We start from the raw sequence: 22,996 nt of genomic DNA, 5'->3' as shown, positions 1-22,996 counted from the left end.
ATCATCCGGACAAGCGGCGCAGCCGCGCCGATCCGGGATCCATGCCTGAACCGCTCCGGAATGGATCCCGGGCCTCCCTCCGGTCGCCCGGGACGACCGCCGCGAATGTCTGATAGGTTCGCGCGATAGAGGAGATTCGCGTGACGCAGGCCCCTTCCCAACCGATCCGCCGCGCCATGGTGCTGGCGGCAGGCCTCGGCAAGCGGATGCGGCCGATCACCGACACGCTGCCCAAGCCGCTGGTGGCGATCGGCGGCAAGCCGATGCTCGACCATGCTCTCGACCGGCTGGCGCAGGCCGGCGTCGAGGAGGCGGTCGTCAATGTCCATCATCTCGCCGACCAGATCGAGGCGCATCTCGCCGGCCGAGCGAAGCCCCGCGTGACGATCTCCGACGAGCGGGCGCTGCTGCTGGAGACCGGAGGCGGGGTGAAGAAGGCGCTTCCGCTGCTGGGGCACGAGCCCTTCTTCCATGTGAACTCGGATTCGCTGTGGAGCGAGACGGGCGGCTCCGCCATGCAGGCCATGGCGCAGGCCTGGGACGCCAGGCGGATGGACATGCTGCTGCTGCTGGCGCGGCGCGAGGGCAGCATCGGCTTCGACGGACGCGGCGATTTCTTTCTTGATGCGCACGGGCTGCTGACACGGCGCGGCAGCGCGGATAGCGCCCCTTACGTCTATGCCGGCGTCGCCATCATGAAGCCCGATCTCTTCGCCGACACGCCGGAGGGGCCGTTCTCCCTGAACCTGCTGTTCGACCGCGCCATTGCGGCCGGGCGACTGCATGGGATCGTGCTCGACGGGCAGTGGCTGCATGTCGGCACGCCCGACGCAATCGCGCCCGCGGAGGCTGCCTTCGCGGCGGCGCGACGCGCGCCTGCGCGAGCCGATGCCTGATCTCAACCTTTTCACGATTCCCGCCGGTGCGCCGTTCCTCGACGTGCTGGCGCAGGCGATGCTGGCCGGGCGCTTCGGCGCCGTGCATGACCCCGACGATCCCGCCGCCATAGCGCGGACGACGCTGTACCTGCCGACGCGGCGGGCGGCGCGGGCCTTTGCCGCCTGCCTCTCCGACAAGCTCGACGGCCGGCCGCTGCTGCTGCCCCGGATCATGCCGCTCGGCGATGTCGACGAAGCCGAGACCGCGCTGATCGGCACTGGAGCCTTCGCCGCGGACCAAACCGTGCCGATCGAGCCGCTGGCGCGGCGGATGATCCTGACGCGGCTCGTGGACGCCTGGGGCCGCAGCGCCAACCGTAGCCATCTGCGGCTCGACCCTTCGGAACCGTCGCTGGTGCCGGCGACGCTGGCGGAAGCCTATGGGCTGGCCGGCGACCTCGCCGCGCTGCTGGACCAATTGCAGACCGAAGGAGTTCCCGTCGAACGGCTGAAGGCGCTCGACGCGGCGCGCTTCGACAAAATCTGGCAGCTCAATGCGAGTTTCCTCGCCATCCTGGGCGAGGCCTGGCCGGCGATCCTGAACGAGCGGGGCGCCTGCGACCCGGCTGATTTCCGCAACCGCATGCTCGCCGCCGAGCGCGAGCGGCTATTGTCGGGCGCGGTGACCGGGCCGATTATCGCCGCCGGCTCGACCGGCACCGTGCCGGCCACGGCGCGGCTGCTTGCCGCCATCGCGCGCCTGGCCAACGGGGCGGTGGTCCTGCCCGGCCTCGATCTCGATCTGCCGGACGCGGCCTGGGACGCGATTACCGCCGAGCCCGCGCCCTCGCATCCGCAAGCCGCCCTGCACCATCTGCTCGAGACGCTGCAGGTGACGCGCGAGGACGTCGCAAGCCTGGCTGAGCCCGATCAGCCGCGCGCTGCGCGCTCGCACCTGCTGCGCGAGGCGCTGCTGCCGGCTTCCGTCACGCAAAGCTGGGCCGATCTGCGCGAGCGCCTTCCCGCCGAAGAGGCGGGGCTGGGCTTGCGCGATCTGCGCCTGGTCGAGGCGGCCGACGAGCGCCAGGAGGCGCTGACGGTCGCGATCGCCCTGCGCGAAACGCTGGAGGAGCATGGCGCGCAAGCGGCCCTGATCACGCCCGATCGCGGCCTGGCCGAGCGGGTGACGGTGGAACTCAGACGCTGGAACATCGCGGTCGATGATTCCGCCGGACTGCCGCTGGCGCGCTGGCCGGCTGGCTCGCTGCTGCGGCTCGTGCTGGAGGCCGCTCTGGCGCCGATGACGCCGGCCGCTTTGGTGCCGCTGCTTGCCCACCCGCTCTGCCGGCTCGGGCTTTCCCGCGAGGATGTGACGCGCGGCGCCAGCGCACTGGAGATCGGGCTGTGGCGGGGCGAGGCCGTCGGCCGCGGGCTGGCGGGGCTGCATGAGCAGCTCGGGCGCTGGAACGAGCTGCTCGGTGCGCGCCATGCGCCGGGCCCGCGACGCCGCCTCAGCGAGGCGGATGGCGCGGCGGCCTCACAGGTGCTGGCGGCGCTCGGCACCGCACTGTCGCCGCTGCTGGAGGCGCTGTTCCTGCAGGAGCCCTCGCTGTCGGGGGTGACGCAGGCCGCACGGGCCGCCGTCGAGGCGCTCAGCCGCGACGAGGACGACCGCGCCTGGGCCTTCGCCGGGCCCGATGGCGAGGCGCTGGCCGGGCTGTTTGACGATCTCGGTGCGGCGCAGGCCGAGATGCCGATGGGAGGTCGGCCGGCCGATTTCGTCGCAATCCTCGACGGGCTTCTGGCCGAGCAGGTGGTCCGGCGCAGCGGCGGCGGCCATCCGCGCGTCAAGATCTGGGGTCTGCTCGAAGCCCGCCTGCTGGAGGCCGACCATATCGTGCTGGGCGGGCTCAACGAAGCGGTCTGGCCGCCGCAGACGAAGACCGATTCCTTCATCAACCGGCCGATGCGGACGGAGCTGGGCCTGTCGCCGCCGGAGCGGCGCGTCGGCCAGACCGCGCATGATTTCATCATGGCGCTGGGCGCGCGCCGCGTGACGCTGACCCGCGCGCGCAAGGCGGGCGAATCCGAGACCATCGCCTCGCGCTTCTGGCAGCGGCTGAAAGCGGTGACGCCCGAGCCGGTCTGGACCCGCGCGATCGAGGAGGGCCAGCGGCTGACCGCCCTGGCGTCGGTGCTTTCGGCGCCCGCGGATGTTCGCCCGGTCCAGCGCCCGGCGCCGAAACCGCCGCGCGCGCTGCAGCCGCTCTCGCTCAGCGTCACCGATGTCGAGACCCTGTATCGCGACCCCTACCAGATCCATGCGCGCCGGATTCTCAAGCTCGACGCGCTGCCGGCCCTGATCGAGGACCCGACGGCGCAGGATCGCGGCACTCTCCTCCACGACATCGTCGCCGATTTTGCGCTGGCCTATCCCGAGCAGTTGCCGGCGGACGCGCTCGGACGGCTGATCGCGATCGGCGAGCGCAAGTTCCAGCAATTTGCCGATGCGCCGGAGGTGCGGGCCTTCTGGTGGCCGCGCTTCCTGATCACGGCCGGGCACTTCATTGGCTGGGAGGGTGAGCGGCGGGGGCTGATCGCGCGTGTCGGCGTGGAGCTCGCCACGGGTGCGGAGTTCGCGCTCGCCGACGGCGCCCGCTTCCGGCTCAGCGGCCGGGCCGACCGGATCGAGCTGACGCGCGAGCCCGCCCTGCGGATCATCGACTTCAAGACCGGTGCGCCGCCGAGCAAGGCGCAGGTCGAGAAGGGCTTTGCGCCGCAGCTCACGCTGGAGGCGGAGCTCGCGGCACGCGCCGGTTTCCCGCCGCTCGCCGGGCCGACGGCGGTCGAGGCGCTGCTCTATCTCAAGCTGCATCATGATCCCAAGGGCTGGGCCAGGGACAAGCCGCTCACCTTCGACGGCGAGAGCCTGGCCGATGTCGCCGCGCGCCATCTGGAGCGGCTGCTGGCGCATCTCGACGCGCTGCGGAGCGGGCGCGAGGCCTTCGTCTCGCGCCGGGCGCCGGACTACATCAAGTTCGCCTCGCCCTACGACCATCTCGCCCGGGTCAAGGAATGGGCGGCGGCCTCCGACAGCGACGAGGGGGGCGAGGCATGAAGCCCGGCTGGATCGTTCCGCCGCTGACCGACCAGCGCCAGGCGCTGGCGGCGAACCCGCGCCTCAGCGCCTGGGTCTCGGCCAATGCCGGCTCGGGCAAGACGCATGTGCTGGTCAACCGCGTGCTGCGGCTGCTGCTCGACGACGTCGCGCCCGGCCGCCTGCTCTGCATCACCTACACCAAGGCCGCCGCGGCCAACATGGCCAACCGCGTCTTTGCGGCGCTGAGCGCCTGGGCGACGCTGCCCGAAGACGCGCTGGTCGCGACGCTGGCGAAGCTCACCGGCGAGGCGCCGTCGCTGGCGCAGCGCAAGGCGGCGCGACGCCTGTTCGCCCAGGCGCTGGAGACGCCGGGAGGCCTGCGGATCGAGACCATCCACGCCTTCTGCACGCGCGTGCTGCAATCGGCGCCATTCGAGGCGAATGTGCCGCCGCGCTTCGAGGTCGCCGACGATCTCGCCCAGGCCGAAATGCTGCGCGCGGCGCGGCGCGAATTGCTGATGGCGATCGCCGCCGACCCGCAAGGGGCCGAGGCCGGAGCGCTCGACCTGCTCGCCCGGCAGGCCGCGCAGGACACGTTCGAGGCGATCATCCAGGAGGCGCTGCGCCAGCGGGCCCTGTTCAGCGATACCGAGGGCCGCGCGCGCGACCAGGGCGAGATGCGCGATGGCATTGCCACCGTGCTGGGCATCGCGCCCGATCTGGCGGCGGAGACGGTGCGGGAGGGCTTCCGGGAGGATCTCGCCGGCATGGCCGATCTCGCGATCCTGGTCGAGGCGCTCGACGCCGGCAGTCCGACGCGGCAGAGCTTCGCCGCGACGCTGCGCGCCCTGATCGCCCGCGCCGATGACGGCGATCCGGTCGCCTTCTGCCGGCGCGGCTTTCTCACGGAGGCCGGCACGGTCAACAGCAATATCAGCGGCCGCGGCAAATCCGCCTTCGAGGGCGCCTTGCTGGCGGCGGTCGAAACCCTCGCCGCGCGGCTTTGCCACGCCATCGACCAGCTCAACGCCATTGCGATCCGCGACCGCAGCCATGCGCTGGCCCTGCTGGTGACGCGGATGCTCGCCTCCTATCAGCGCCAGAAGAGCGAGCGCTCGCTGCTCGATTATGACGATCTGATCGCCAGGACGCGCTCGCTTCTGACCCGGGTCGAAGCGGCCTGGGTGCTCTACAAGCTCGATGCCGGCATCGACCACATCCTGCTCGACGAGGCGCAGGACACCAGCGACGCGCAATGGGCGATCCTGCGCCAGCTCGCCGAGGAGTTCAGCGCCGGGGGGCGCGATCAGGGTGGCACGCCGCGCACGGTCTTCGTCGTCGGCGACGAGAAGCAGTCGATCTACGGCTTCCAGGGCGCGGCGCCGGCCGCCTTCAACACGCAGAGGCGCCAGCTCGGCCAGCGCATCACGGAAGCCGAGCAGCGCTTCGAGCCGATCAGCCTCAACACCTCCTTCCGCTCGGCGCCCGACATCATGCAGGCGGTGGATGCGGTGTTTGCCGTCCCTGAGCATGCGCGCGGGCTGGTCTTCGACGGCTCAGAGCGGCCCGAAACCCATGACACGGTGCGCCAGGGTGCGACGGGCTGCGTCGATCTCTGGCCGCTTTGCGCCAACGACACCGGCGAGCCGCCCGATGCCTGGACGACGCCGGTCGATGCACCCGAGCGGCGCAGCGGCACGGCCAAGCTCGCCCAGCGGATCGCGACGACGCTGGCGACCTGGATGCGCCGGGGCGTCGACGATCTCGGCCAGCCCTTCTCGCCGGGCGACGTGATGATCCTGCTGCGCCAGCGCGGCGCCTTGTTTGAAACCATCGTCAAGGCGCTCAAGGATGCCGGTGTGCCTGTCACCGGGCGCGACCGGCTGACGCTTGCCGACCACCCGGCGGTCGAGGACCTGCTCGTGCTCGGGCGGACGCTGCTCCTGCCCGAGGACGACCTGACGCTGGCCACCGCGCTCAAGACACCGCTGGTCGGGCTCGACGACGACGATCTGCTGCGGCTGGCGCCGGGGCGCAGCGGCTCGCTGCGGGCCGCGCTGCGCGAGGCCGCGGCTTCCGAGCCGCGTTTTGCGGCCGTTGAAGCGCAGCTGACCGAGCTTGCCGCCGAGGCCGGGCGCTGCGGGCCGTTCCGCTTCTTTGCCGGGCTGCTGGGGCCCGGTGGCGGCCGCAATCTCGCTCTGGCGCGGCTCGGCGCCGAGGCGGGCGACGCGCTCGACGCCTTCCTCTCGGCCGCGCTCGAGCATGAGCGGCGCTACGGCCCGTCGCTGTCGGGCTTCCTGCGGCATGTCGGCGAAGCCGCGACCGATGTGAAGCGCGACCTCTCCTCCAGCCGCGGCGAGGTGCGGGTGATGACCGTGCATGGCGCCAAGGGGCTGGAGGCGGGAATCGTGATCCTCGCCGACCTCGCGCCGGAGCCCGGCGCCAAGCGGTTGCCGAAGATCCTGGCGGTCGAGCCGCCGCGCCGGCAGGCCGTGCCGATCTGGCCGCCGGCCAGCGCGGAGGATGCCCGCGCCACGACTGCGGCCAAGGCGCGCGTCATCGATCAGATGGTCGAGGAGCATCACCGGCTGCTCTATGTCGCGATGACGCGGGCTGAGGACCGGCTGATCATCTGCGGGGCGCAGGCCAAGGGCGAGGCGCCCGCCGGCAGCTGGTATGCGATGGTCGAGGCCGGGCTGGCCGCTTCGGCCCCGGGGCTCGTCGACATCGACGACGGCGCGACCCGGCGCTTCATGACCTCGCGACCGCAGCCGCACCCCGTCGGGAAGCCGACGACGGCTGCCACGCCCGAACCCGCGCCCGCCTGGCTGCGCATCCCGCCGCCGCGCGAACACGAGCCGGCGCCGCCGCTAAAACCCTCCAGCGCGCTCGCCGCGGCCGACGGTCCCAACCGGCCGGCTGAGGGCCCCTTCCTTGCGGAAGCCGCCGCGGCCGGGCGGTTCGCCCATCTTCTGTTGCAACTGCTGCCTGATGTTGTGCCCGACCGGCGCGTGGCGGTGGCCCACGCGCTGGGGCTGGCGCGCGCCGCATTGCTGGCGCCCGCGCGGCGTGACGTCATCATCGCCGACGCGCTGGCACTGCTGGCCGAACCGGGCCTCGCCGCCCTGTTCGGGCCCGGCTCGCTGGCCGAGGTGCCGGTCGCCGGGCTGGTTCAGTTGCGGCCCGGCGAGAAGCGATCCGTCTCGGGCCAGGTCGACCGGCTGGCGGTCTCGCCCGACGAAGTCATCATCGCCGACTTCAAGACGACGGCGCGCCCGCCGCGCGACGAGAGCGCCATCGCCGAAACCACACTCGCACAGCTCGCGGTCTACCGGGCCTTGATCGGGCAGATCTATCCCGGCCGGCGGGTGCGGGCGCTCCTGGTCTACACCGCGACGCTGACGCGGCTGGAGCCCGATCCCGCCCGGCTCGACGCGGTGCTGGCGGGGCTGGGCCTGGCGGCGCCGTCGCCCGCCGCCGAAACGGGCGCCGCGCTGATGGGAACCCCATGAAGCTGTTTCCACGCTCTCTGCTGGTGCGACCCCGCCTGCTGATCGCGCTCGCGGCGATGGCGGCGCTCGCCCTGCTCCTGCCGAGCGGCTGGAGTTGGACCACGCGGCTTCTCGTCGCCTGGGACGCCGGCGCCCTGCTCTACATCCTGCTGGTGTCGGGCACGATGCTCACCGAGACCGTCGCGCAGATCCGAGCCCGTGCGGAGCGGCAGGACGAGGGCGCGGGCGCGATCCTGATGATCGCCTGTCTCGCCGCCACGGCGAGCATCGCCGCGATCGGGCTGCAGCTCTCGGGTCTGGGAGGTCTTCCACCCGCCGAGCGCGGTCTGCACCTGGCGCTGGGCGGCTTCACGATCCTGTGCTCCTGGACCGTGCTACACTTCTTCTTCACGCTGCATTATGCGGGCGCCTATTACGCGGCCGATGCCGCCGCGCCCTGCCTCGACTTTCCCGGCAAGGCCGACCCCGACTATGTCGATTTCCTGTATTTCGCCTACACGATCGGCTGCACCTCGCAGACCTCCGACGTCGCCGTGACGACGCGCGACGCCAGGGGGATCGTGCTGGTCCACTCGATCCTGTCCTTCATCTTCAACACCAGCATCCTCGCGCTCGGCATCAATGTCGGCGCGAGCCTGGTCGCGGGCGGCGCGTGAGGCGGGCATGTGCCGGGGACAGGGCCGACCCTGCGCCGGACGCGCCTTGACCCCGGCCCGGCGCGTTCATAGCTTGCCGGCTGAAGGCGGCGCTGCCGTCAAAACGATATGAAAGGCCGAAAGCCATGGCGACGAGCAAAGTGACCGATGCGAGCTTCGAGGCGGATGTCCTCAACTCCGCAGAGCCGGTCGTGGTCGATTTCTGGGCCGAATGGTGCGGCCCCTGCCGCATGATCGGACCGGCGCTCGAGGAGATCGCCGGCGAGATGGGCGGCAAGGTCAAGATCGTGAAGATGAATGTCGACGAGAATCAGGCGATTCCCGCCCAGTTCGGCATTCGCTCGATCCCGACGCTGATGCTGTTCAAGGACGGCAAGCTGGCCTCGCAGAAGGTCGGCGCGGCGCCCAAGAGCGACCTGTCGCGCTGGATCGCCGGCGCCGTCTGACATCGGCCTCTGCGGTGATTGAAAAAAGGCCCGCCATCCCTGGGATGGCGGGCCTTTCTCATGGCGGTTGTGCCAGCCTTGCCGATCAGGCGCGGCGGCGCATGCCGTCGACGCTGAAGGCGCCGGGGCCCGAAGCGAAGAGGTAGAGGAAGATGAAGCAGAACAGCATGGCGGCCTCGCCGCCGTTCAGGATCGGATAGAAGCCCTTCGAGCCATGCGCCATCCAGTAGGCGAAGGCCATCAGACCCGACAGGATGAAGGCGGCCGGGCGCGTCAGGAAGCCGACGAGCACGAGAGCGCCACCGACGATCTCCAGCATGCCGGCCGTCCAGGGCAGCGAAAACGCTGCGGGCATGCCCCAGGACGGAGCAGCCGGGAAGGCGAAGATCTTCTGCGTGCCGTGGGAGATGAAGCTCAGGGCCGTGAAGATCCGCAGCAGCGCCAGGAAATACGGATCGAAGCGCTTAACAAAATCGAGCGAGGGCATGGGTCTCTCTTTCTGGTGCGGAGCGCGTGCTGGACGCAAGCGTCCGCCGCATGTCGGTTGGTCCCGGCGTTTCCATTCCCGCTGATTTTTCAAGCCTGATGACGGATTGTCGCAGATGCCGCAAGGTGGCCGGGGGGCAGAGGCGGGCTTGCAGCTTTGCAACATCTTCACGTTCCCGCGAACCGGGCCCGCGGCCGCCGCCCGGCAAGCTTAACCCCCCCTTAAAAGCGCCATGTTTAACTCCTGTTTGGACCCTTGGCCGGCTGATGGCGGCAGCGGCGATCGGCGTGACGGGGCAGGATGAACGACGCGACGAGACGGGCCGGGCGGCGCGAGCCCTCCTTCGAACCAGGACGGGGCGAAAGCCGCGACGATTTCGACATGCGCCTCTCAGACGAAGACCGCCCCTCACGCAGCCACCGCGCGCCGCAGCGGCCCGAAATCCGCAACCAGCCCCGACGCGACAAGCGCAACGGCGGCGGCGGCGGCCGGCGGCGCGGGCGCAAGGGGCGCTCGTTTCTCGGCGGATTGTTCTACTGGACGCTGGTGCTCGGGCTCTGGGGCGCCATCGGACTCGGCGGGCTCGTCGCCTATCATGCGGCGCAGCTGCCCCCGATCAACCAGCTGACCGTGCCGAAGCGGCCGCCCAACATCGCGATCCTGGCGGCGGACGGCTCGCTGCTGGCCAATCGCGGCGAGACCGGCGGGCGCACCATCACCATCGGCGAGGTGCCGCCCTATCTGCCCAAGGCTTTTGTGGCGATCGAGGACCGGCGCTTCTACGAGCATTTCGGCATCGACCCGATCGGGCTGGCGCGCGCCATGGTCAACAATCTGCGCCGGACCGGCGGCGTCCAGGGCGGCTCGACCCTGACCCAGCAGCTCGCCAAGAACCTGTTCCTGACGCAGGAGCGCACGGCGGCGCGCAAGATCCAGGAGGCGATCCTGGCGCTCTGGCTGGAGCGGACCTATTCCAAGGACCAGATCCTCGAACTCTATCTCAACCGCGTCTATTTCGGCTCCGGCGCCTATGGCGTCGAGGCCGCGGCACAGCGCTATTTCAACAAATCGGCGCGCTCGGTGACGATCGCGGAAGCCGCGATGCTGGCGGGCCTGGTCCAGGCGCCGTCCCGGCTTGCGCCCAACCGCAACCCCGAAGCCGCCGAGAAGCGTGCCCAGCTCGTCATCGCCGCGATGGCCGACCAGGGGCTGATCTCGCAGAATGCCGCCAAGACCGCGCTGGTCGCGCCCGCCGAGGCCTCCGAGCGCATTGGCGCCGGCTCGGTCAACTACGCCGCCGACTATGTGATGGACGTGCTCGACGACTTCATTGGCGCGATCGAGGGCGACGTCACCGTGCTGACCACGATCGACACAAAGCTGCAGTCCTCGGCCGAGACCATCCTGGTCGAGGCGCTGGCGGCGCAGGGCGCCAAGCAGGGCGTGAGCCAGGGCGCGGTCGTCTCGATGGCGAGCGATGGCGGCATCCGCGCCCTGATCGGCGGGCGCGACTACACCAAGAGCCAGTTCAACCGCGCGACAGCCGCCAAGCGCCAGCCGGGCTCGGCCTTCAAGCCCTTCGTCTATCTCGCGGCGCTTGAAAAGGGCCTGACGCCCGACACGATCCGCGACGACAGCCCGGTCTCCTTCAAGGGCTGGGAGCCCGAGAACTATTCGCGCAGCTATCGCGGCCCGGTCACGCTCCAGACCGCGCTGGCGCATTCGCTGAACACGATCGCCGCGCGGCTGATCAACGAGGTGACACCGCGCGAGGTGATCCGGACCGCCCAGCGCCTCGGCATCAACTCGGCACTGCAGTCCAACCTCTCTCTGGCGCTGGGCACGTCGGAGGTCACCCCGGTCGAGCTGACGGCGGCCTATGCGACCTTCGCCAATGGCGGCCAGAGCGTGCTGCCCTATGTCATCCGGGAGGTGAAGTCCTCCGCCGGCAAGGTGATCTATGCGCGGGCGGCGACGAGCTTCGGCCCGGTGATCCAACCGCAGCCCCTGTCGATGATGAACGCCATGCTGCACCAGGTGATGGTCAGCGGCACCGGTGCCAAGGCCAACATCCCCGGCTGGGAGGTCGGCGGCAAGTCCGGCACCACGCAGGATTTCCGCGACGCCTGGTTCGTCGGCTACACGGCAAGGCTCGTGACCTCGGTCTGGCTCGGCAATGACGACAACAGCGCGATGAAGCGCGTCGCCGGCAGCGGGCTTCCCGCCGAGATCTGGGGCAAATACATGAAGGCGGCCCATGCCGGCATGCAGCCGGCCCCGCTGCCGGGTGGCCTCTGGCAGGGCACGCCGCGGTCGATCTTCGATGGCGGCGCCCCGGTCGCCGGCACGCGGCCTCCGGCCAACACGCAGACGGCCGACAGCGACCGCGCCTGGGTGCCGCCCGCGCCGCAGGAGAAGAACTTCCTGGAGCGGCTGTTCGGCGGCTGATCCGTCAGGCCTTGGCGGCACGGATCGCCGCGCTCGCCCGAAACAGCACGAGCGCGGCGACGCCGATCGCCGACATCACCAGAGGCAGCGGCAGTGCGCCGCTCTTCAAGGCCTGCCCGACCAGCAGCCCGACGCAGGCCGAAAACAGCATCTGGCACAGCCCGGTGAAGGACGAGGCCGCGCCCGCCCGATCGGGGAAGGGCATCATCGCCGAGGCCTGGGATTGCGGCATGACCAGCCCGACGCCGCAGGCATAGAGCGCCATCGGCACGATGACGCCGAAAGGCCCCGCGAAGCCCGTCAGCACGCAGAGCAGCATCGCCAGCCCGCCGCCGGCGAGGCAGAGCACGCCGAGCGCGATGACGCCATCCATACCGCGCCGCCCGACGAGGCGCTGGGCCAGGATCGTACCGAGGATGAAGCCGAGCACGCCGAAGCCGAAGGAGAGCCCGTACTGCACCGGCGTCAGGCCGTGGATGCCGATCAGCACGAAGGAAGAGCCCGAGATGAAGGCGAAGAGCCCGCCATAGGCGAGCGAGGTCAAGCCGACATAGACGCGGAAGGCGCGGTTCTGGAGGAGTGTCCCGAAGCCCCGGATGATCGCCATCAGCGAGAGCGGCTCGCGCGAACGGGTGCGGATGGTTTCGGGCAGGAGGGCGATGACGACGCCGATCAGCGCGGCGGCGAAGGCGAGGGAGGCGACGAAGGTCGAGCGCCAGCCGAAGGCCTGCTGGAGCACCCCGCCCAGCACCGGCGCGATCGCCGGCACCACGCCCATGATCATGCCCATGCGGGCGAGTTCGCGCCCGGCGCGGGGCCCCTCATAGAGATCGCGCACCATCGCCCGGCCGAGCACGATCGGGCCCGACGCGCCGAGCGCCTGAACCGCACGGGCGAGCGTCAGCGCCTCGATCGAGGGGGCCAGCGCACAAGCCAGCGTCGCCACGACGAAGATGCCGAGCCCGACCAGCAGCACCGGCCTGCGGCCGAGCCGGTCCGACAGCGGCCCCCACAGGATCTGCCCACCGGCGAAGCCGAAGAGAAAGGCCGAGAGCGTCGCCTGCGCCCCGGCGACATCGGTTTCCATGACGCGGACGATATCGGGCAGGGAGGGCAGGTAGAAATCGGTCGAGAGCGGACCGAGCGCCGTCAGCATGGCGAGAACGGCGGTCATCGCCAGCGTGTCGGGGCGGAGTTTCATGCGGGTTACGGCTCGTCCTGGCTCGAAACCTCCTCGTCATCCTGGCCGAAACGAAGCGGAGCGCCGGGATTCATCATGGGGCGCCGTCGCGACCCTATGATGGATCCCGGATCTGCGCGGCTTCGCCGCTTGTCCAGGATGACGGGTTTGCCCGAGGATTAAGGCGCATTCCTCTAGGCTTCGTGTCAGGGGCTGTCGAGGCTACCCGTAGGCGTGCAGCCCTGCGCCATGGCGCTTGAGCCAGGCCTCCGCCTCCTCCGTGCGCGGGCAGAGCTTGTGCGTCAGCGCCCAGAAGCGATGCGAGTGGTTCATCTCCTTGAGATGGGCGACCTCATGGGCGGCGAGGTAGTCCAGCACCAGCGGCGGGGCCAGGATCAGCCGCCAGGAGAAGTTGAGGTGGCCCTGCGACGAGCAGGAGCCCCAGCGGCTGGTGGTGTCGCGGATCGTGATCTTGCGGGCGGGGATGCCGAGCGCGGCCGTATGCCGGGCAACCGCCGCCTCCAGATCGTCCAAAGCGGCGCGGCGCAGGAAATCCTTGATCCGGCGCGGCACATGGGCGCTCTCGCCGGCGACCGCGAGGATCGACGCGCCGTCCTTGTCCTGCGTGGCATGGGTCACGCCGCGGGCCTTCGACCAATGAACGATCCTGTGCGGCGTGCCGCGAAACGGGATCGTCTGGCCGGGCTCGAAGGGGATGCCCTGGGGGCGCTTGGCGACGCGGGCCGCGATCCAGCCGCCATGGTTCTCGGCGAAGAGCCGGCCGGTGGCGAAATCGGCGCGCTCGGGCAGGGTCAGGGTGATCTCGCCGCTCGCCTGCGAGACGCGCAGCGTCATCCGGCGCGCGCTCGCCCGCCGCTTCACCGCGACGGGATAGAGCACCCCGCCATGAGGAACCTCGATCCGCTCGGGATCGGGCTTGCGCTTGAAGAGGGAGAGCCGCATCGGCCGCGATTGTGCGGGATTCGCGGTCGATGCGGAAGGGGTCATCTGGTGGGCGGCATGCGCCCGCGGGGCAGCCTCACCCGACGGCGGGCCGGTAGAGCTTGCCGCCGCCGTCGCGGAACTCGGCCGATTTGGCAGCCATGCCTTCGCTGCGCTTCGTCTCGATCTCGGCGGCCGCCTGATCGAGCGCGGCACGCTCATTGTCGCCCATGGCCAGAACCTCGGCCCGCAGATCCTGCGTAATCTTCATCGAGCAGAATTTCGGCCCGCACATCGAGCAGAAATGCGCGACCTTGTGGGCGTCCTTGGGCAGGGTCTCGTCGTGATAGGCGCGCGCCGTGTCGGGATCGAGACCGAGATTGAACTGGTCCTCCCAGCGGAAGTCGAAGCGCGCGCGGCTGAGCGCATCGTCCCGGAGCCTGGCCGCCGGATGACCCTTGGCAAGGTCAGCGGCGTGCGCCGCGATCTTGTAGGTGATGACGCCGGTCTTGACGTCGTCACGGTTCGGCAGGCCGAGATGTTCCTTGGGCGTGACGTAGCAGAGCATGGCGCAGCCATACCAGCCGATCATCGCCGCCCCGATGCCGGAGGTGATGTGGTCGTAGCCTGGGGCGATGTCGGTCGTCAGCGGGCCCAGCGTGTAGAAGGGCGCCTCGCCGCATTCGTGCAGCTGCTTGGTCATGTTCTCCCTGATCTTGTGCATCGGCACATGGCCGGGGCCCTCGATCATCACCTGGCAGCCCTTGTCCCAGGCGACCTTGGTCAACTCGCCCAGCGTCTCCAGCTCGGCAAACTGGGCGCGGTCATTGGCGTCGGCGATCGAACCCGGCCGCAGCCCGTCACCGAGCGAGAACGAGACGTCATAGGCCCGCATGATCTCGCAGATCTCGTCGAAACGCTCGTAGAGGAAGCTCTCCTTGTGATGCGCCAGGCACCAGCGCGCCATGATCGAGCCGCCGCGCGAGACGATGCCCGTGACGCGGTTGGCCGTCAGCGGGACGTAAGGCAGGCGCACACCGGCATGGATGGTGAAGTAGTCGACGCCCTGCTCGGCCTGCTCGATCAGCGTGTCCTTGAACACCTCCCAGTCGAGCTTGACCGGGTCGCCGCCGACCTTCTCCAGCGCCTGGTAGATCGGCACCGTGCCGATCGGGACCGGCGCATTGCGCAGGATCCAGGAGCGGATGGCGTGGATGTTGCGGCCGGTGGAGAGGTCCATCACCGTGTCGGCGCCCCAGCGGATGGCCCAGACCAGCTTCTCAACCTCCTCGGCCGCGCCCGAGGTCACCGCCGAATTGCCGATATTGGCGTTGATCTTGACCAGGAAGTTGCGGCCGATCGCCATCGGCTCCAGCTCGGGATGGTTGATGTTAGCGGGAATGATGGCGCGACCGCGCGCGATCTCGCTCCGCACAAATTCCGGCGTGACGAACTCCGGCACGCTGGCGCCAAAACTCTCGCCATCGGCCAGGCGCTCGCGGGCGCCCTCCAGCATGGCGGCGCGGCCGAGATTTTCGCGATGCGCGACATAGATCATCTCGGGCGTGACGATGCCGGCCTTCGCAAACTCGTATTGCGTCGCCATCCGGCCCGTCTGCGCCTTCAGCACGGGGCGCTGTGCCGGGCAGGACGGCACGCTCTGGGCGGCAGCGGCATGGCCGTTGTCGGCTGGCGTCAAGGCGCGCCCTGGAATGGTCTCGAAGCCACGCCGGTCGAGCCAGGCGCGCCTGATCTGCGGCAGGCCCGCATTCAGGTCGACGGCCATGTCGGTCTCGGTATAGGGGCCCGAGGGATCATAGAGGCGCACCGGCGGCTCGGCATCGGTGCTCAGCGACACTTCGCGGAAGGGCACCCTGATCGCATCATCCTGTGGCGCCGGCACATAGATCTTGCGCGAGCCGGTGATCGGCCCGGTGGTGACGCCGGTCGGGGCACCGAAGGTTTTGGTTGGCTGGGAAGGCATTTTTGGATCTCCGCCTTTGAGGTCAGGAGATCCGGCGTCGAAGCGGTTCAAGCGCTGTGATGCGGTCGCAATGCGGGCATGCGCCGCGTTCCAGTCCCTCCGCCGGTATGACCCGGATCAGGTTCGATGGGTTCGGCTTGAAAAGCCGTCTCAGCCCTTGCGGGCACCCCTCGGAACGCGATCGAGGTTAGGCGGGTGGGCGGCGATGCGCAACCGCCTCAGGCGGTGATGTCGACGGCCTGGCCTTGTCCCGCAGGGAGAACGGCCTGCATCTGCTCGGCACTCTGCTGGAGAAGGGCGACGACGCTCTGATCAGCCTGCGCCTGCTGGCTCAGCATGATGGTCTGCAGCGCCTGCTGCGTGGCAGTCGCCTGCGTCGCGGCAAAGGTCTGCGCGATGGCCATGGAATCGCTCATCGGGGATCCTCCCTCGCATCGGTGATAGGCGGGGGATGTTGAGCCTTCGTGAACGCGATGCCGTGAAAGCCGGGTCTTCCCATGCAGGAAGGCCGCCTCGCGGCGGCCTTCCGTATCGAGCGTTTTGCCTGGGCGATCAGCCGCCCTGCCCCGCCAGAAGGGGTGTGATCCGCCGCAGCGTGACGCGGCGATTCAGGCGCTCGGCATCCTGGGTCGCGACCTTGAGATACTGCTCGCCATAGCCCTGCGTCGTCAGGTTTTCCGGCGGCACGCCAAAATCGCGGGTCAGGATCTCGGCCACGGACTGCGCGCGCCGGTCCGACAGCGACAGATTGTCGATCTCGGGGCCGACCGCATCGGTGTGCCCCTCGACGAGGAAGACCTCGTTCGGCGAGGCCTTCAGCGCGCGCTGGATCGAGTCGGCGATGACCGAGAGCCGCTGCGCCTGACCGGGCGCGATGTCCCAGGAGGCGGTCGCGAAGGTCACGGTGTCGATATCGACGCTGCGCATCTGCGCCCGCAGATCGGGCGAATAGCGGACCTCGTCCAGCGTATAGCGGCGCGGGATCGGCCCCAGCGGCGGGGCGACGATGGTGTCGTAGATCAGGCTTTCATCCGCCTGGTCGGCATCGACGACGTAGCGCTCGCGCGGGATGCGCAGCGCCGGTCGCTCCAGCACGACGATCTCGTCGGAGAAGCGGTCGCGCGGCCGGTCGCGGCGGGTGTTGTCGATGATCACGACCTCCCTGCCCTCGCGGTCCAGACGGGCACGCCGCAGCAGGCGACCGTTCTCGTCGGTGATGGTGACGATACGCGTACCATCGGCGCGCTCGAACACCGTGCGGTTCTCGTCGCCGCGACGCTCGGTGCGGGCCTCGAGGCCGAGATCGCGGAAACGCTGCGTCTCGTCGCGGCGGATAATGGTGCGATCATCGTCGCGGATGATGGTGCGGCCGGGTTCGCGGATGATGGTGACGTCGCCCTCGCGCCGCTCCTCGCGGCGACCGCGCACATCCTCCAGGCGGTCAGCGCCCTGCGTGGCCATGATGCCGCCGACGACGCCGGCGCCCAGGCCGATCGCGGCTGCGCCACCAAGACCGACACCGCCGCGGCGACCCTGGCGCGGGTCGCCTGCGGGAGCCTGGCTGGGAGCCGCACCCGGCGCAGCCGGCGGCACGGCCTGGGTCTGGCCGTCACGCGGCGGAGGCGGGGCTCCGGGGGCACGGCCGGAAGCCGGCGCGCCCGGCGCAGCCTGAGGCGCGGGCGCAGTCTGGGGAACTGGGGCGGTCTGCGGCTGAGCGGGCGCAGCCGACGGCGCCGGTGCGGCAGGTGCGGGGGCCGATGGCGCCACGCGCGGAACCGCGGGGGGTGCCGGCGGCGTCGGAGACTGCGGCGGGGCTGCGGTCGGCGCAGCCGGCGCGGAAACACCGGGCGCGGTCGCCGGTCCCCTGAGCGCCGGCGCCGTTGCGGGCGGCGCCGCGGTCGGCGCAACCGGCCGGTTGGGCTCCACTCCCGACGGGCGCGGCGGCGTCGGACGCACCGCGGGAACGCCATCCGCCGGCGGGATCGGGACGGGACGCGCGGCGGGGGCGCCTGGTGCGGGGTTTACCGGAGCGGTGATCGGCGGCACCGGACGCGGCATGGCCGGCTCGCGCCGGGGCTCGGGCGCGCCGGGAGCCGGCGCATCCGCGGGGGGAGCGGCCTGCGCGGGAGCACGCGGCGCCGCGGGCGCCTGGGGAGCGACGGGTCGCTGGACGGCGGGAGGCGCGCCTGCCGGCGCGTTGGGCGCGGCACCGGGGGCCGCAGGCCCGCCGGGGGCACGCGGCACGCCTGGGGCGCGTTCACGGCGCGGCTGACCGGGCTGATCATCGGCCGGGGGCGAGGCCTGGGCGAGCTCGAAGGACGAGGCGGGCGGAATGGTAGGGGCGGCGTTCGTGCCCTGTGCCAGGACGATCGCCGGGAGCATGGTCCCCACCAGTAGCCAGTTCTTATTGCGCGTCATGAGATCCGTTTTCCAGTTCAACTGCGAGCGAGAACGCGCCGAAAGCGCTGAACCCCTCCTGAACCAAAAACGGCGGAAATCCGGCCTTGTTCCTCCCCGACCGTCGCCTTGACCGCTCAGATTCCCGATTCGGCCTTCACGTAACCTGCGATCTCGGCATGGCTGGCGAACCAGACATCCGGCATCTCCTTGATGTGGGAGATCAGCTTCTCGAGGATCCAGATGCGCGAGCGGTAGGTGATGACATGCGGGTGCATGGTCAAAAGGAACAGCCCGCCTTCGTCATAGGCGCGGTCGAATTCGCGGCGGAAGATGTCGAACACGACTTCCGGCGCCGTATAGGGCCGCAGCGCCTGGAAGCGGTTCATGTTGAAATAGACCGCATCGTCGCGGATCCACTCGACCGGCAACTCGACCATGCCGGTCGGCTCGCCCTTCTCGACGATTTCATAGGGGTCGTCATCGGCGAAGAGCGAGGAATCGTAGAGCAGGCCGAGCTCGCGCTCGATCGACAGCGTCACCTCCGAGAAGTCCCAGGAGGGTGTGCGCATGCCGACCGGGCGGACGCCTGTGATCTTTTCCAGCGTGTCGGCGGAGCGCAGGTGGAGTTCGCGCTCAGCCTCGGCCGGGACCGCCGTGTTGACCTCGTGGATCCAGCCATGGAGGCCGATCTCATGCCCTTCCGCGATCACCCGGCGCTGCTCGTCGGGGTAGAGCAATGCGGTGACCGCCGGCACGAAGAAGGTCGCCTGGATGTCCTCCTTCTTCATCAGATCGAGAATGCGCGGCATGCCGACGCGGTTGCCGTACTGCCCCCAGGACAGCCGCCCGACCGACTTGCCGCCGTCGCGCAGTTCGTTGGTCTCGTGGTCGACATCGAAGGACAGCGCGACGGCGCAGCGCGCGCCGTTCTTCCACTTTGCCGGCTTCAGGTTGCGGCCGGCGCGGACGCGATCGACCTTGGCGCGCCAGGTCTCTTCCGGCCACTGCCAGGGGAGGAGTTCGGGTTCGGACATGGGTTGGGCTCCTGTTCATGCGGTTACGCGCGACGTCGTCCCGGGCGTAGCGAAGCGGAGACCCGGGACCCATGCCGGAACCGTTCAGGCATGGGTCCCGGGTCGGCGCGGCTGCCGCCGCTTGCCCGGGACGACGTCGCGGATGGACGAATGCGTCACACTCACGCCACCGGCAGCACCGGCACTGCCGCGAGAAGCCTCTTCGTGTAAGCGTCGCGCGGGTTGTCGTAGACCTCGCCGGCCGGGCCGCTCTCGACGATCTTGCCGCGATGCATGATCGCGACGCGGTCGCAGAGATGGCGGACGACCGAGAGGTCGTGGGAGATGAAGAGCAGCGTCAGGCCGAGTTCCTGCCGCAGCCGCAGCAGCAGATTGATGATCTGCGCCTGGATCGAGACGTCGAGCGAGGCGACCGGCTCGTCGCAGACGACGACGTCGGGCTGCATGGCGAGCGCGCGGGCGATCGCGACGCGCTGGCGCTGACCGCCGGAGAACTGATGCGGGTAGCGGCCGGCGAAGGCGGGGTCGAGCCCGACGGCGGCCAGCCATTGCGCGACATAGGTGCCGGCCTCGGCCCGGCCGACGAGGCCGTGGGCGAGCGGGCCTTCCGCGATGCTGTCGCCGATGCGCATGCGCGGGTTCAGCGAAGCGAAGGGGTCCTGGAAGATCGTCTGGATGCGGGTGGTGATCTTGTGGGGGCGATCACCCGCGCTCATCACCGGCTCGCCGTCGATCAGGACATGGCCGCTGTCAGGCGCATAGATGCCCGCGACCATCCGGCCGAGCGTCGACTTGCCGCTGCCGGATTCGCCGACCAGCCCCAGCGCCTCGCCGCGCGCGATCGACAGGCTGACGGCGTCGACCGCCTGCACCAGCGGCAGCGGGCGGGCGAGACCCGCCTTCTGCGCGAGAACCCGCACCACGCCCGCCTTGCGCTGGAAGCGCTTGCCGACGGTGTCGATGACGACATAGGGCAGATCGGCGCGGCGATGGCCCGACTCCGCCTGACGCGGCAGGCGCGGTGGCGGGGCCGCATCGGTGCCCGCCCCACGGGCCAGCATCGCGCCAGGCTTGGCGCGGGAGGGCAGCGAATCCAGCAGCCCTTGCGTGTAGGGGTGCTGCGGCCGGGTCAGGACCTGCAGCACGGGTCCCGCCTCGACGATCTTGCCATAGCGCATGACGCAGACATGGTCGGCGATCGAGGCGACAGTGGCGAGGTCGTGGCTGATCCAGATCAGCGCGGTGCCGAGCTGCGCGACCAGTTCCTTCATCTCGGCGAGGATCTCGGCCTGGATCGAGACGTCGAGCGCCGTCGTCGGCTCGTCGCAGATGATCAGCCGCGGCCGGTGCAGCAGCGCAATCGCGATGGCGACGCGCTGGCGCATGCCGCCGGAGAACTGGTGCGGGTAGAAATCGACCTTGGTCTCTGGGTCGGGAATGCGGACCTGGGCGAGTGCCGCAATCGCGCGCTGCCGGCGCTCAGTGCCCGTGACGCTCTCATGCGCCTCGAGCGCCAGGCCGATCTGGTCACCGATGGTCAGCATCGGGTTCAGCGTCATCATCGGGTCCTGGAAGACCATCGAGATCGCCTTGCCTCGAATGGCGCGCAGTTCATCGGGCGGCAGGCCGACGAGCTCGCGGCCTTCGAGCTTGACCGAGCCGCGCTCGATGCGGCCCGGCGGATCGAGCAGGCCGATGATCGAGAAGCCGGTGATGCTCTTGCCCGAACCGGATTCGCCGACGAGGCCCATGACCTCGCCGCGCTTCAGGCTGAAGGAAACGCCATCGACCGCCTTCACCACGCCGGCGCGGGCGTGGAAGAAGGTGGCGAGGTCGGTGACGTCGAGGAGGGGGGTGTCGGTCATCCGTTCCTCCTCCCTCCAACCACCGGGGTCATCCCGGGCGACCGAAGGGAGACCCGGGATCCATTCCGGAGCCCCACCTGCAAATGCTCAGGAATGGGTCCCGGGTCTGCGCTTCGCTCCGCCCGGGACGACGGCGCGTTTGGCGCTGGGCGAAAGCCGCTCATCGCTTCAGCCTCGGATTGACCTGGTCGCGGATGCGGTCGCCGACGAGGTTGATGGCGACGATCAGCACGATCAGGGCGATGCCGGGATAGATCGAGATCCAGTAGCGGCCCGAGAGCATGTACTGGAAGCCGTTGGAGATCAGCATGCCCAGCGAGGGCTCGGTCACGGGCAGGCCGACGCCGAGGAAGGAGAGCGTGGCTTCCAGCGCAATCGCGCTCGCCACCTGCACGGTCGCGACCACGATCAGCGGCGGCAGGCAGTTCGGGAAGATGTGCTTGAGCACGACGCGCCAGGCCGGCAGCGGCGTGGAGAGCACCGCCTCGACATAGTCCTTGCCGCGCTCGGCCGAGGCCGCACCATGCGCGGTGCGGGCGAAATAGGCGTATTGCGCGGCGGCCAGCGCCGCGATCAGCTGCATCTTGCCCTGGCCGAGCAGGGCCGAGAGGACGAGCGCCAGCAGGATCGCCGGGAAGGCGAGCTGGAGATCGACGACGCGCATGATGAAGGCTTCCCAGCGGCCGCCGAGATAGGCGGCGCCGACCCCCAGCGTGACGCCGACGGTGAAGGCGAGCGAGCCGGCGATCAGCCCCATCTGCAAGGATATGCGCAGGCCGTAGAGGATGGCCGAGAACAGGTCCCTCCCTTGCGCGTCCGTGCCCAGAATATGGGTGTAGCCGGCCGAGCCGACGAAGCCCGGCGGGCGGCGGGCATCCATCAGGACGAGATTGGCGAGATCATAGGGGTTCTGCGGGGCGACCAGCGGCGCGAAGATCGCGACGCCGAGCATCAGTACCACGACGGCGAGCGCCACGACCGCGACCTTGCTCTCCTGGAACTCGGCCCAGAAGCGCGCGACCGGAGAGATCTCTTTGCCAGAAGAGGACTTTGCGGGCGAAGAGCCTTGCTTGGACAAGGGCTGGCTCATCGCGAGCCCGCCCGGCGCAGCCGCGGATCGAGCCCGACATAGGCGAGATCGACCAGGAAATTGATCATGATGAAGACGAAGGAGACGAGCATCAGATAGGCCACCATCACCGGCCGATCGAGCGAGGTGATCGAATCGATGATCAGCTTGCCGATGCCGGGCCAGGAGAAGATCGTCTCGGTGACGACGGCGAAGGCGAGCGTCGAGGCGAATTCGAGCCCGAACACGGTGACCAGCGGGATCGCGATCAGCCGCAGCACATGCCGGCGCAGCACGGTCCATTCGGACAGGCCGGCGGCGCGGGCGAACTTGACCGTGTCCGACAGCATCGCCTCGCGGGTGCCGGCACGGGCCAGCCGCGTCATCAAGGCGAGCTTGAAGAAGGCGAGGTTGGCGGCGGGCAGCAGGAGATGGCTCAGCCCGTTGGCGGTGAGGAAGCTCCATTCGACGCCGAAGAGCGGCAGGGTCGCGCCGCGCCCGCCGGCCGGCAGCCATTGCAGTTCGACCGCGAAGGCGATGATCAGCACGAGGCCGATCCAGAAGGTCGGCACCGAGAAGCCGAGGATCGAGATCGTCATGATCGCCTTGGCTGCGAGCCCGTCGGGCCGGTAGCCGGCATAGATGCCGGCGGGAATGCCGATCAGGGCGGCGCCGCAGACGGCCGCCAGCGTCAGCTCCAGCGTTGCCGGCAGGCGCGACAGGATCAGGTCCAGCACCGGCATGCCGAAAACGAAGGAGCGGCCGAAATCCCCCTGCAGGATGCGACCCAGGAAGGTGAAGTACTGGACATAGAGCGGCTGATCGAGCCCGTAGCGCGCGATCGTGTCGAGCCGGATGTCCTGGCTGACATCAGGGCCGATCAGCACGTCGATCGGGTTGCCGATGGCGTAGACGCCGACGAACACCAGCGCCGACATCACGAGCATGACGACGAGCGCCTGCCCCAGACGGCCGAGGATGTGGGCTAGCATGGG

The 22,996-nt window shown here is 69.8% G+C and carries 16 protein-coding genes and 1 riboswitch; of the genes, 6 read left to right on the top strand and 10 right to left on the bottom strand.

Going from position 1 to position 22,996, the window contains the following annotated elements; all coding sequences use genetic code 11:
* Positions 1-140 precede the first annotated feature (140 nt).
* The 5 genes from Q8S38_RS04450 to trxA all read left to right on the top strand — a co-directional run bounded on the left by Q8S38_RS04450 (position 141) and on the right by trxA (position 8,592).
* Positions 141-896: a nucleotidyltransferase family protein gene (locus Q8S38_RS04450; RefSeq protein ID WP_371125828.1), complete on the top strand. Its 756-nt coding sequence runs from the start codon at positions 141-143 to the stop codon at positions 894-896.
* Positions 889-3,996 (top strand): double-strand break repair protein AddB, encoded by a 3,108-nt coding sequence (gene addB / locus Q8S38_RS04445; protein ID WP_305679215.1) that lies wholly within the window; start codon positions 889-891, stop codon positions 3,994-3,996. The genes Q8S38_RS04450 and addB overlap by 8 nt, the downstream gene beginning before the upstream one ends.
* Complete coding sequence (addA, locus tag Q8S38_RS04440) at positions 3,993-7,490, top strand: double-strand break repair helicase AddA (RefSeq protein ID WP_305679214.1); 3,498 nt, start codon at positions 3,993-3,995, stop codon at positions 7,488-7,490. The genes addB and addA overlap by 4 nt, the downstream gene beginning before the upstream one ends.
* Positions 7,487-8,146, top strand: a complete 660-nt coding sequence (locus tag Q8S38_RS04435; protein WP_305679213.1) for a DUF1345 domain-containing protein — start codon at positions 7,487-7,489, stop codon at positions 8,144-8,146. Before addA ends, Q8S38_RS04435 begins: the two co-directional genes overlap by 4 nt.
* 125 nt (positions 8,147-8,271) lie before the next feature.
* The gene (gene trxA / locus Q8S38_RS04430; protein ID WP_305679212.1) at positions 8,272-8,592 is read left to right on the top strand and encodes a thioredoxin; all 321 of its coding nucleotides are present in this window, start codon (positions 8,272-8,274) and stop codon (positions 8,590-8,592) included.
* 85 nt (positions 8,593-8,677) lie between these two features.
* On the opposite strand, the gene Q8S38_RS04425 is transcribed toward trxA, so the two are convergent.
* Positions 8,678-9,079, bottom strand: coding sequence for a DoxX family protein (locus Q8S38_RS04425; protein ID WP_305679211.1), 402 nt, complete (start codon positions 9,077-9,079; stop codon positions 8,678-8,680).
* 300 nt (positions 9,080-9,379) lie between these two features.
* Between Q8S38_RS04425 and Q8S38_RS04420 the strand changes: the two genes are divergently transcribed.
* Positions 9,380-11,527, top strand: a complete 2,148-nt coding sequence (locus tag Q8S38_RS04420) for a transglycosylase domain-containing protein (RefSeq protein WP_305679210.1) — start codon at positions 9,380-9,382, stop codon at positions 11,525-11,527.
* A gap of 4 nt (positions 11,528-11,531) precedes the next feature.
* Here the strand turns inward: Q8S38_RS04420 and Q8S38_RS04415 are convergent, their stop codons facing one another.
* The 9 genes from Q8S38_RS04415 to Q8S38_RS04375 form a co-directional block, all read right to left on the bottom strand.
* A complete protein-coding gene (locus Q8S38_RS04415) occupies positions 11,532-12,728 on the bottom strand; it encodes a multidrug effflux MFS transporter (protein WP_305679209.1) in 1,197 nt (398 codons plus the stop codon).
* 201 nt (positions 12,729-12,929) lie between these two features.
* The gene (locus Q8S38_RS04410) at positions 12,930-13,670 is read right to left on the bottom strand and encodes a M48 family metallopeptidase (protein ID WP_305679208.1); all 741 of its coding nucleotides are present in this window, start codon (positions 13,668-13,670) and stop codon (positions 12,930-12,932) included.
* A 76-nt stretch (positions 13,671-13,746) separates the two neighbouring features.
* The gene (gene thiC, locus Q8S38_RS04405) at positions 13,747-15,633 is read right to left on the bottom strand and encodes a phosphomethylpyrimidine synthase ThiC (protein WP_305679207.1); all 1,887 of its coding nucleotides are present in this window, start codon (positions 15,631-15,633) and stop codon (positions 13,747-13,749) included.
* A 76-nt stretch (positions 15,634-15,709) separates the two neighbouring features.
* Positions 15,710-15,814, bottom strand: a riboswitch (TPP riboswitch).
* A gap of 37 nt (positions 15,815-15,851) precedes the next feature.
* Positions 15,852-16,049 carry a hypothetical protein gene (locus Q8S38_RS04400; protein WP_305679206.1) on the bottom strand — a complete coding sequence of 66 codons (198 nt, stop codon included), beginning with the start codon at positions 16,047-16,049 and terminating at the stop codon, positions 15,852-15,854.
* 136 nt (positions 16,050-16,185) lie between these two features.
* Positions 16,186-17,226 (bottom strand): OmpA family protein, encoded by a 1,041-nt coding sequence (locus tag Q8S38_RS04395; RefSeq protein ID WP_305679205.1) that lies wholly within the window; start codon positions 17,224-17,226, stop codon positions 16,186-16,188.
* Between the two features lie 941 nt (positions 17,227-18,167).
* Positions 18,168-19,067: a polysaccharide deacetylase family protein gene (locus Q8S38_RS04390; RefSeq protein ID WP_305679204.1), complete on the bottom strand. Its 900-nt coding sequence runs from the start codon at positions 19,065-19,067 to the stop codon at positions 18,168-18,170.
* A 161-nt stretch (positions 19,068-19,228) separates the two neighbouring features.
* On the bottom strand, positions 19,229-20,932 hold the full coding sequence (locus Q8S38_RS04385; RefSeq protein ID WP_305679203.1) for a dipeptide ABC transporter ATP-binding protein: 1,704 nt from the start codon (positions 20,930-20,932) through the stop codon (positions 19,229-19,231).
* 160 nt (positions 20,933-21,092) lie between these two features.
* Entirely contained in the window at positions 21,093-22,022 is a 930-nt protein-coding gene (locus Q8S38_RS04380) for an ABC transporter permease (protein ID WP_305679202.1), read from the bottom strand.
* Positions 22,019-22,993: an ABC transporter permease gene (locus tag Q8S38_RS04375; RefSeq protein WP_305679201.1), complete on the bottom strand. Its 975-nt coding sequence runs from the start codon at positions 22,991-22,993 to the stop codon at positions 22,019-22,021. Before Q8S38_RS04375 ends, Q8S38_RS04380 begins: the two co-directional genes overlap by 4 nt.
* Positions 22,994-22,996 lie beyond the last annotated feature (3 nt).

The sequence above is a fragment of the Allobosea sp. genome, from assembly GCF_030695125.1.
GTDB lineage: Bacteria > Pseudomonadota > Alphaproteobacteria > Rhizobiales > Beijerinckiaceae > Allobosea.
Note: the sequence above shows the minus strand (reverse complement) of the source record. Positions and strands in the feature narration are given on the sequence as shown.

Bases quoted from the DNA above. Each gene is read 5' to 3' on its own strand.
- addB (WP_305679215.1), top strand. From the start codon at position 889: ATGCCTGATCTCAACCTTTTCACGATTCCCGCCGGTGCGCCGTTCCTC.
- addA (WP_305679214.1), top strand. From the start codon at position 3,993: ATGAAGCCCGGCTGGATCGTTCCGCCGCTGACCGACCAGCGCCAGGCG.
- Q8S38_RS04435 (WP_305679213.1), top strand. From the start codon at position 7,487: ATGAAGCTGTTTCCACGCTCTCTGCTGGTGCGACCCCGCCTGCTGATC.
- trxA (WP_305679212.1), top strand. From the start codon at position 8,272: ATGGCGACGAGCAAAGTGACCGATGCGAGCTTCGAGGCGGATGTCCTC.
- Q8S38_RS04425 (WP_305679211.1), bottom strand. From the start codon at position 9,079: ATGCCCTCGCTCGATTTTGTTAAGCGCTTCGATCCGTATTTCCTGGCG.
- Q8S38_RS04420 (WP_305679210.1), top strand. From the start codon at position 9,380: ATGAACGACGCGACGAGACGGGCCGGGCGGCGCGAGCCCTCCTTCGAA.
- Q8S38_RS04415 (WP_305679209.1), bottom strand. From the start codon at position 12,728: ATGAAACTCCGCCCCGACACGCTGGCGATGACCGCCGTTCTCGCCATG.
- Q8S38_RS04410 (WP_305679208.1), bottom strand. From the start codon at position 13,670: ATGCGGCTCTCCCTCTTCAAGCGCAAGCCCGATCCCGAGCGGATCGAG.
- thiC (WP_305679207.1), bottom strand. From the start codon at position 15,633: ATGCCTTCCCAGCCAACCAAAACCTTCGGTGCCCCGACCGGCGTCACC.
- Q8S38_RS04400 (WP_305679206.1), bottom strand. From the start codon at position 16,049: ATGAGCGATTCCATGGCCATCGCGCAGACCTTTGCCGCGACGCAGGCG.
- Q8S38_RS04390 (WP_305679204.1), bottom strand. From the start codon at position 19,067: ATGTCCGAACCCGAACTCCTCCCCTGGCAGTGGCCGGAAGAGACCTGG.
- Q8S38_RS04385 (WP_305679203.1), bottom strand. From the start codon at position 20,932: ATGACCGACACCCCCCTCCTCGACGTCACCGACCTCGCCACCTTCTTC.
- Q8S38_RS04380 (WP_305679202.1), bottom strand. From the start codon at position 22,022: ATGAGCCAGCCCTTGTCCAAGCAAGGCTCTTCGCCCGCAAAGTCCTCT.
- Q8S38_RS04375 (WP_305679201.1), bottom strand. From the start codon at position 22,993: ATGCTAGCCCACATCCTCGGCCGTCTGGGGCAGGCGCTCGTCGTCATG.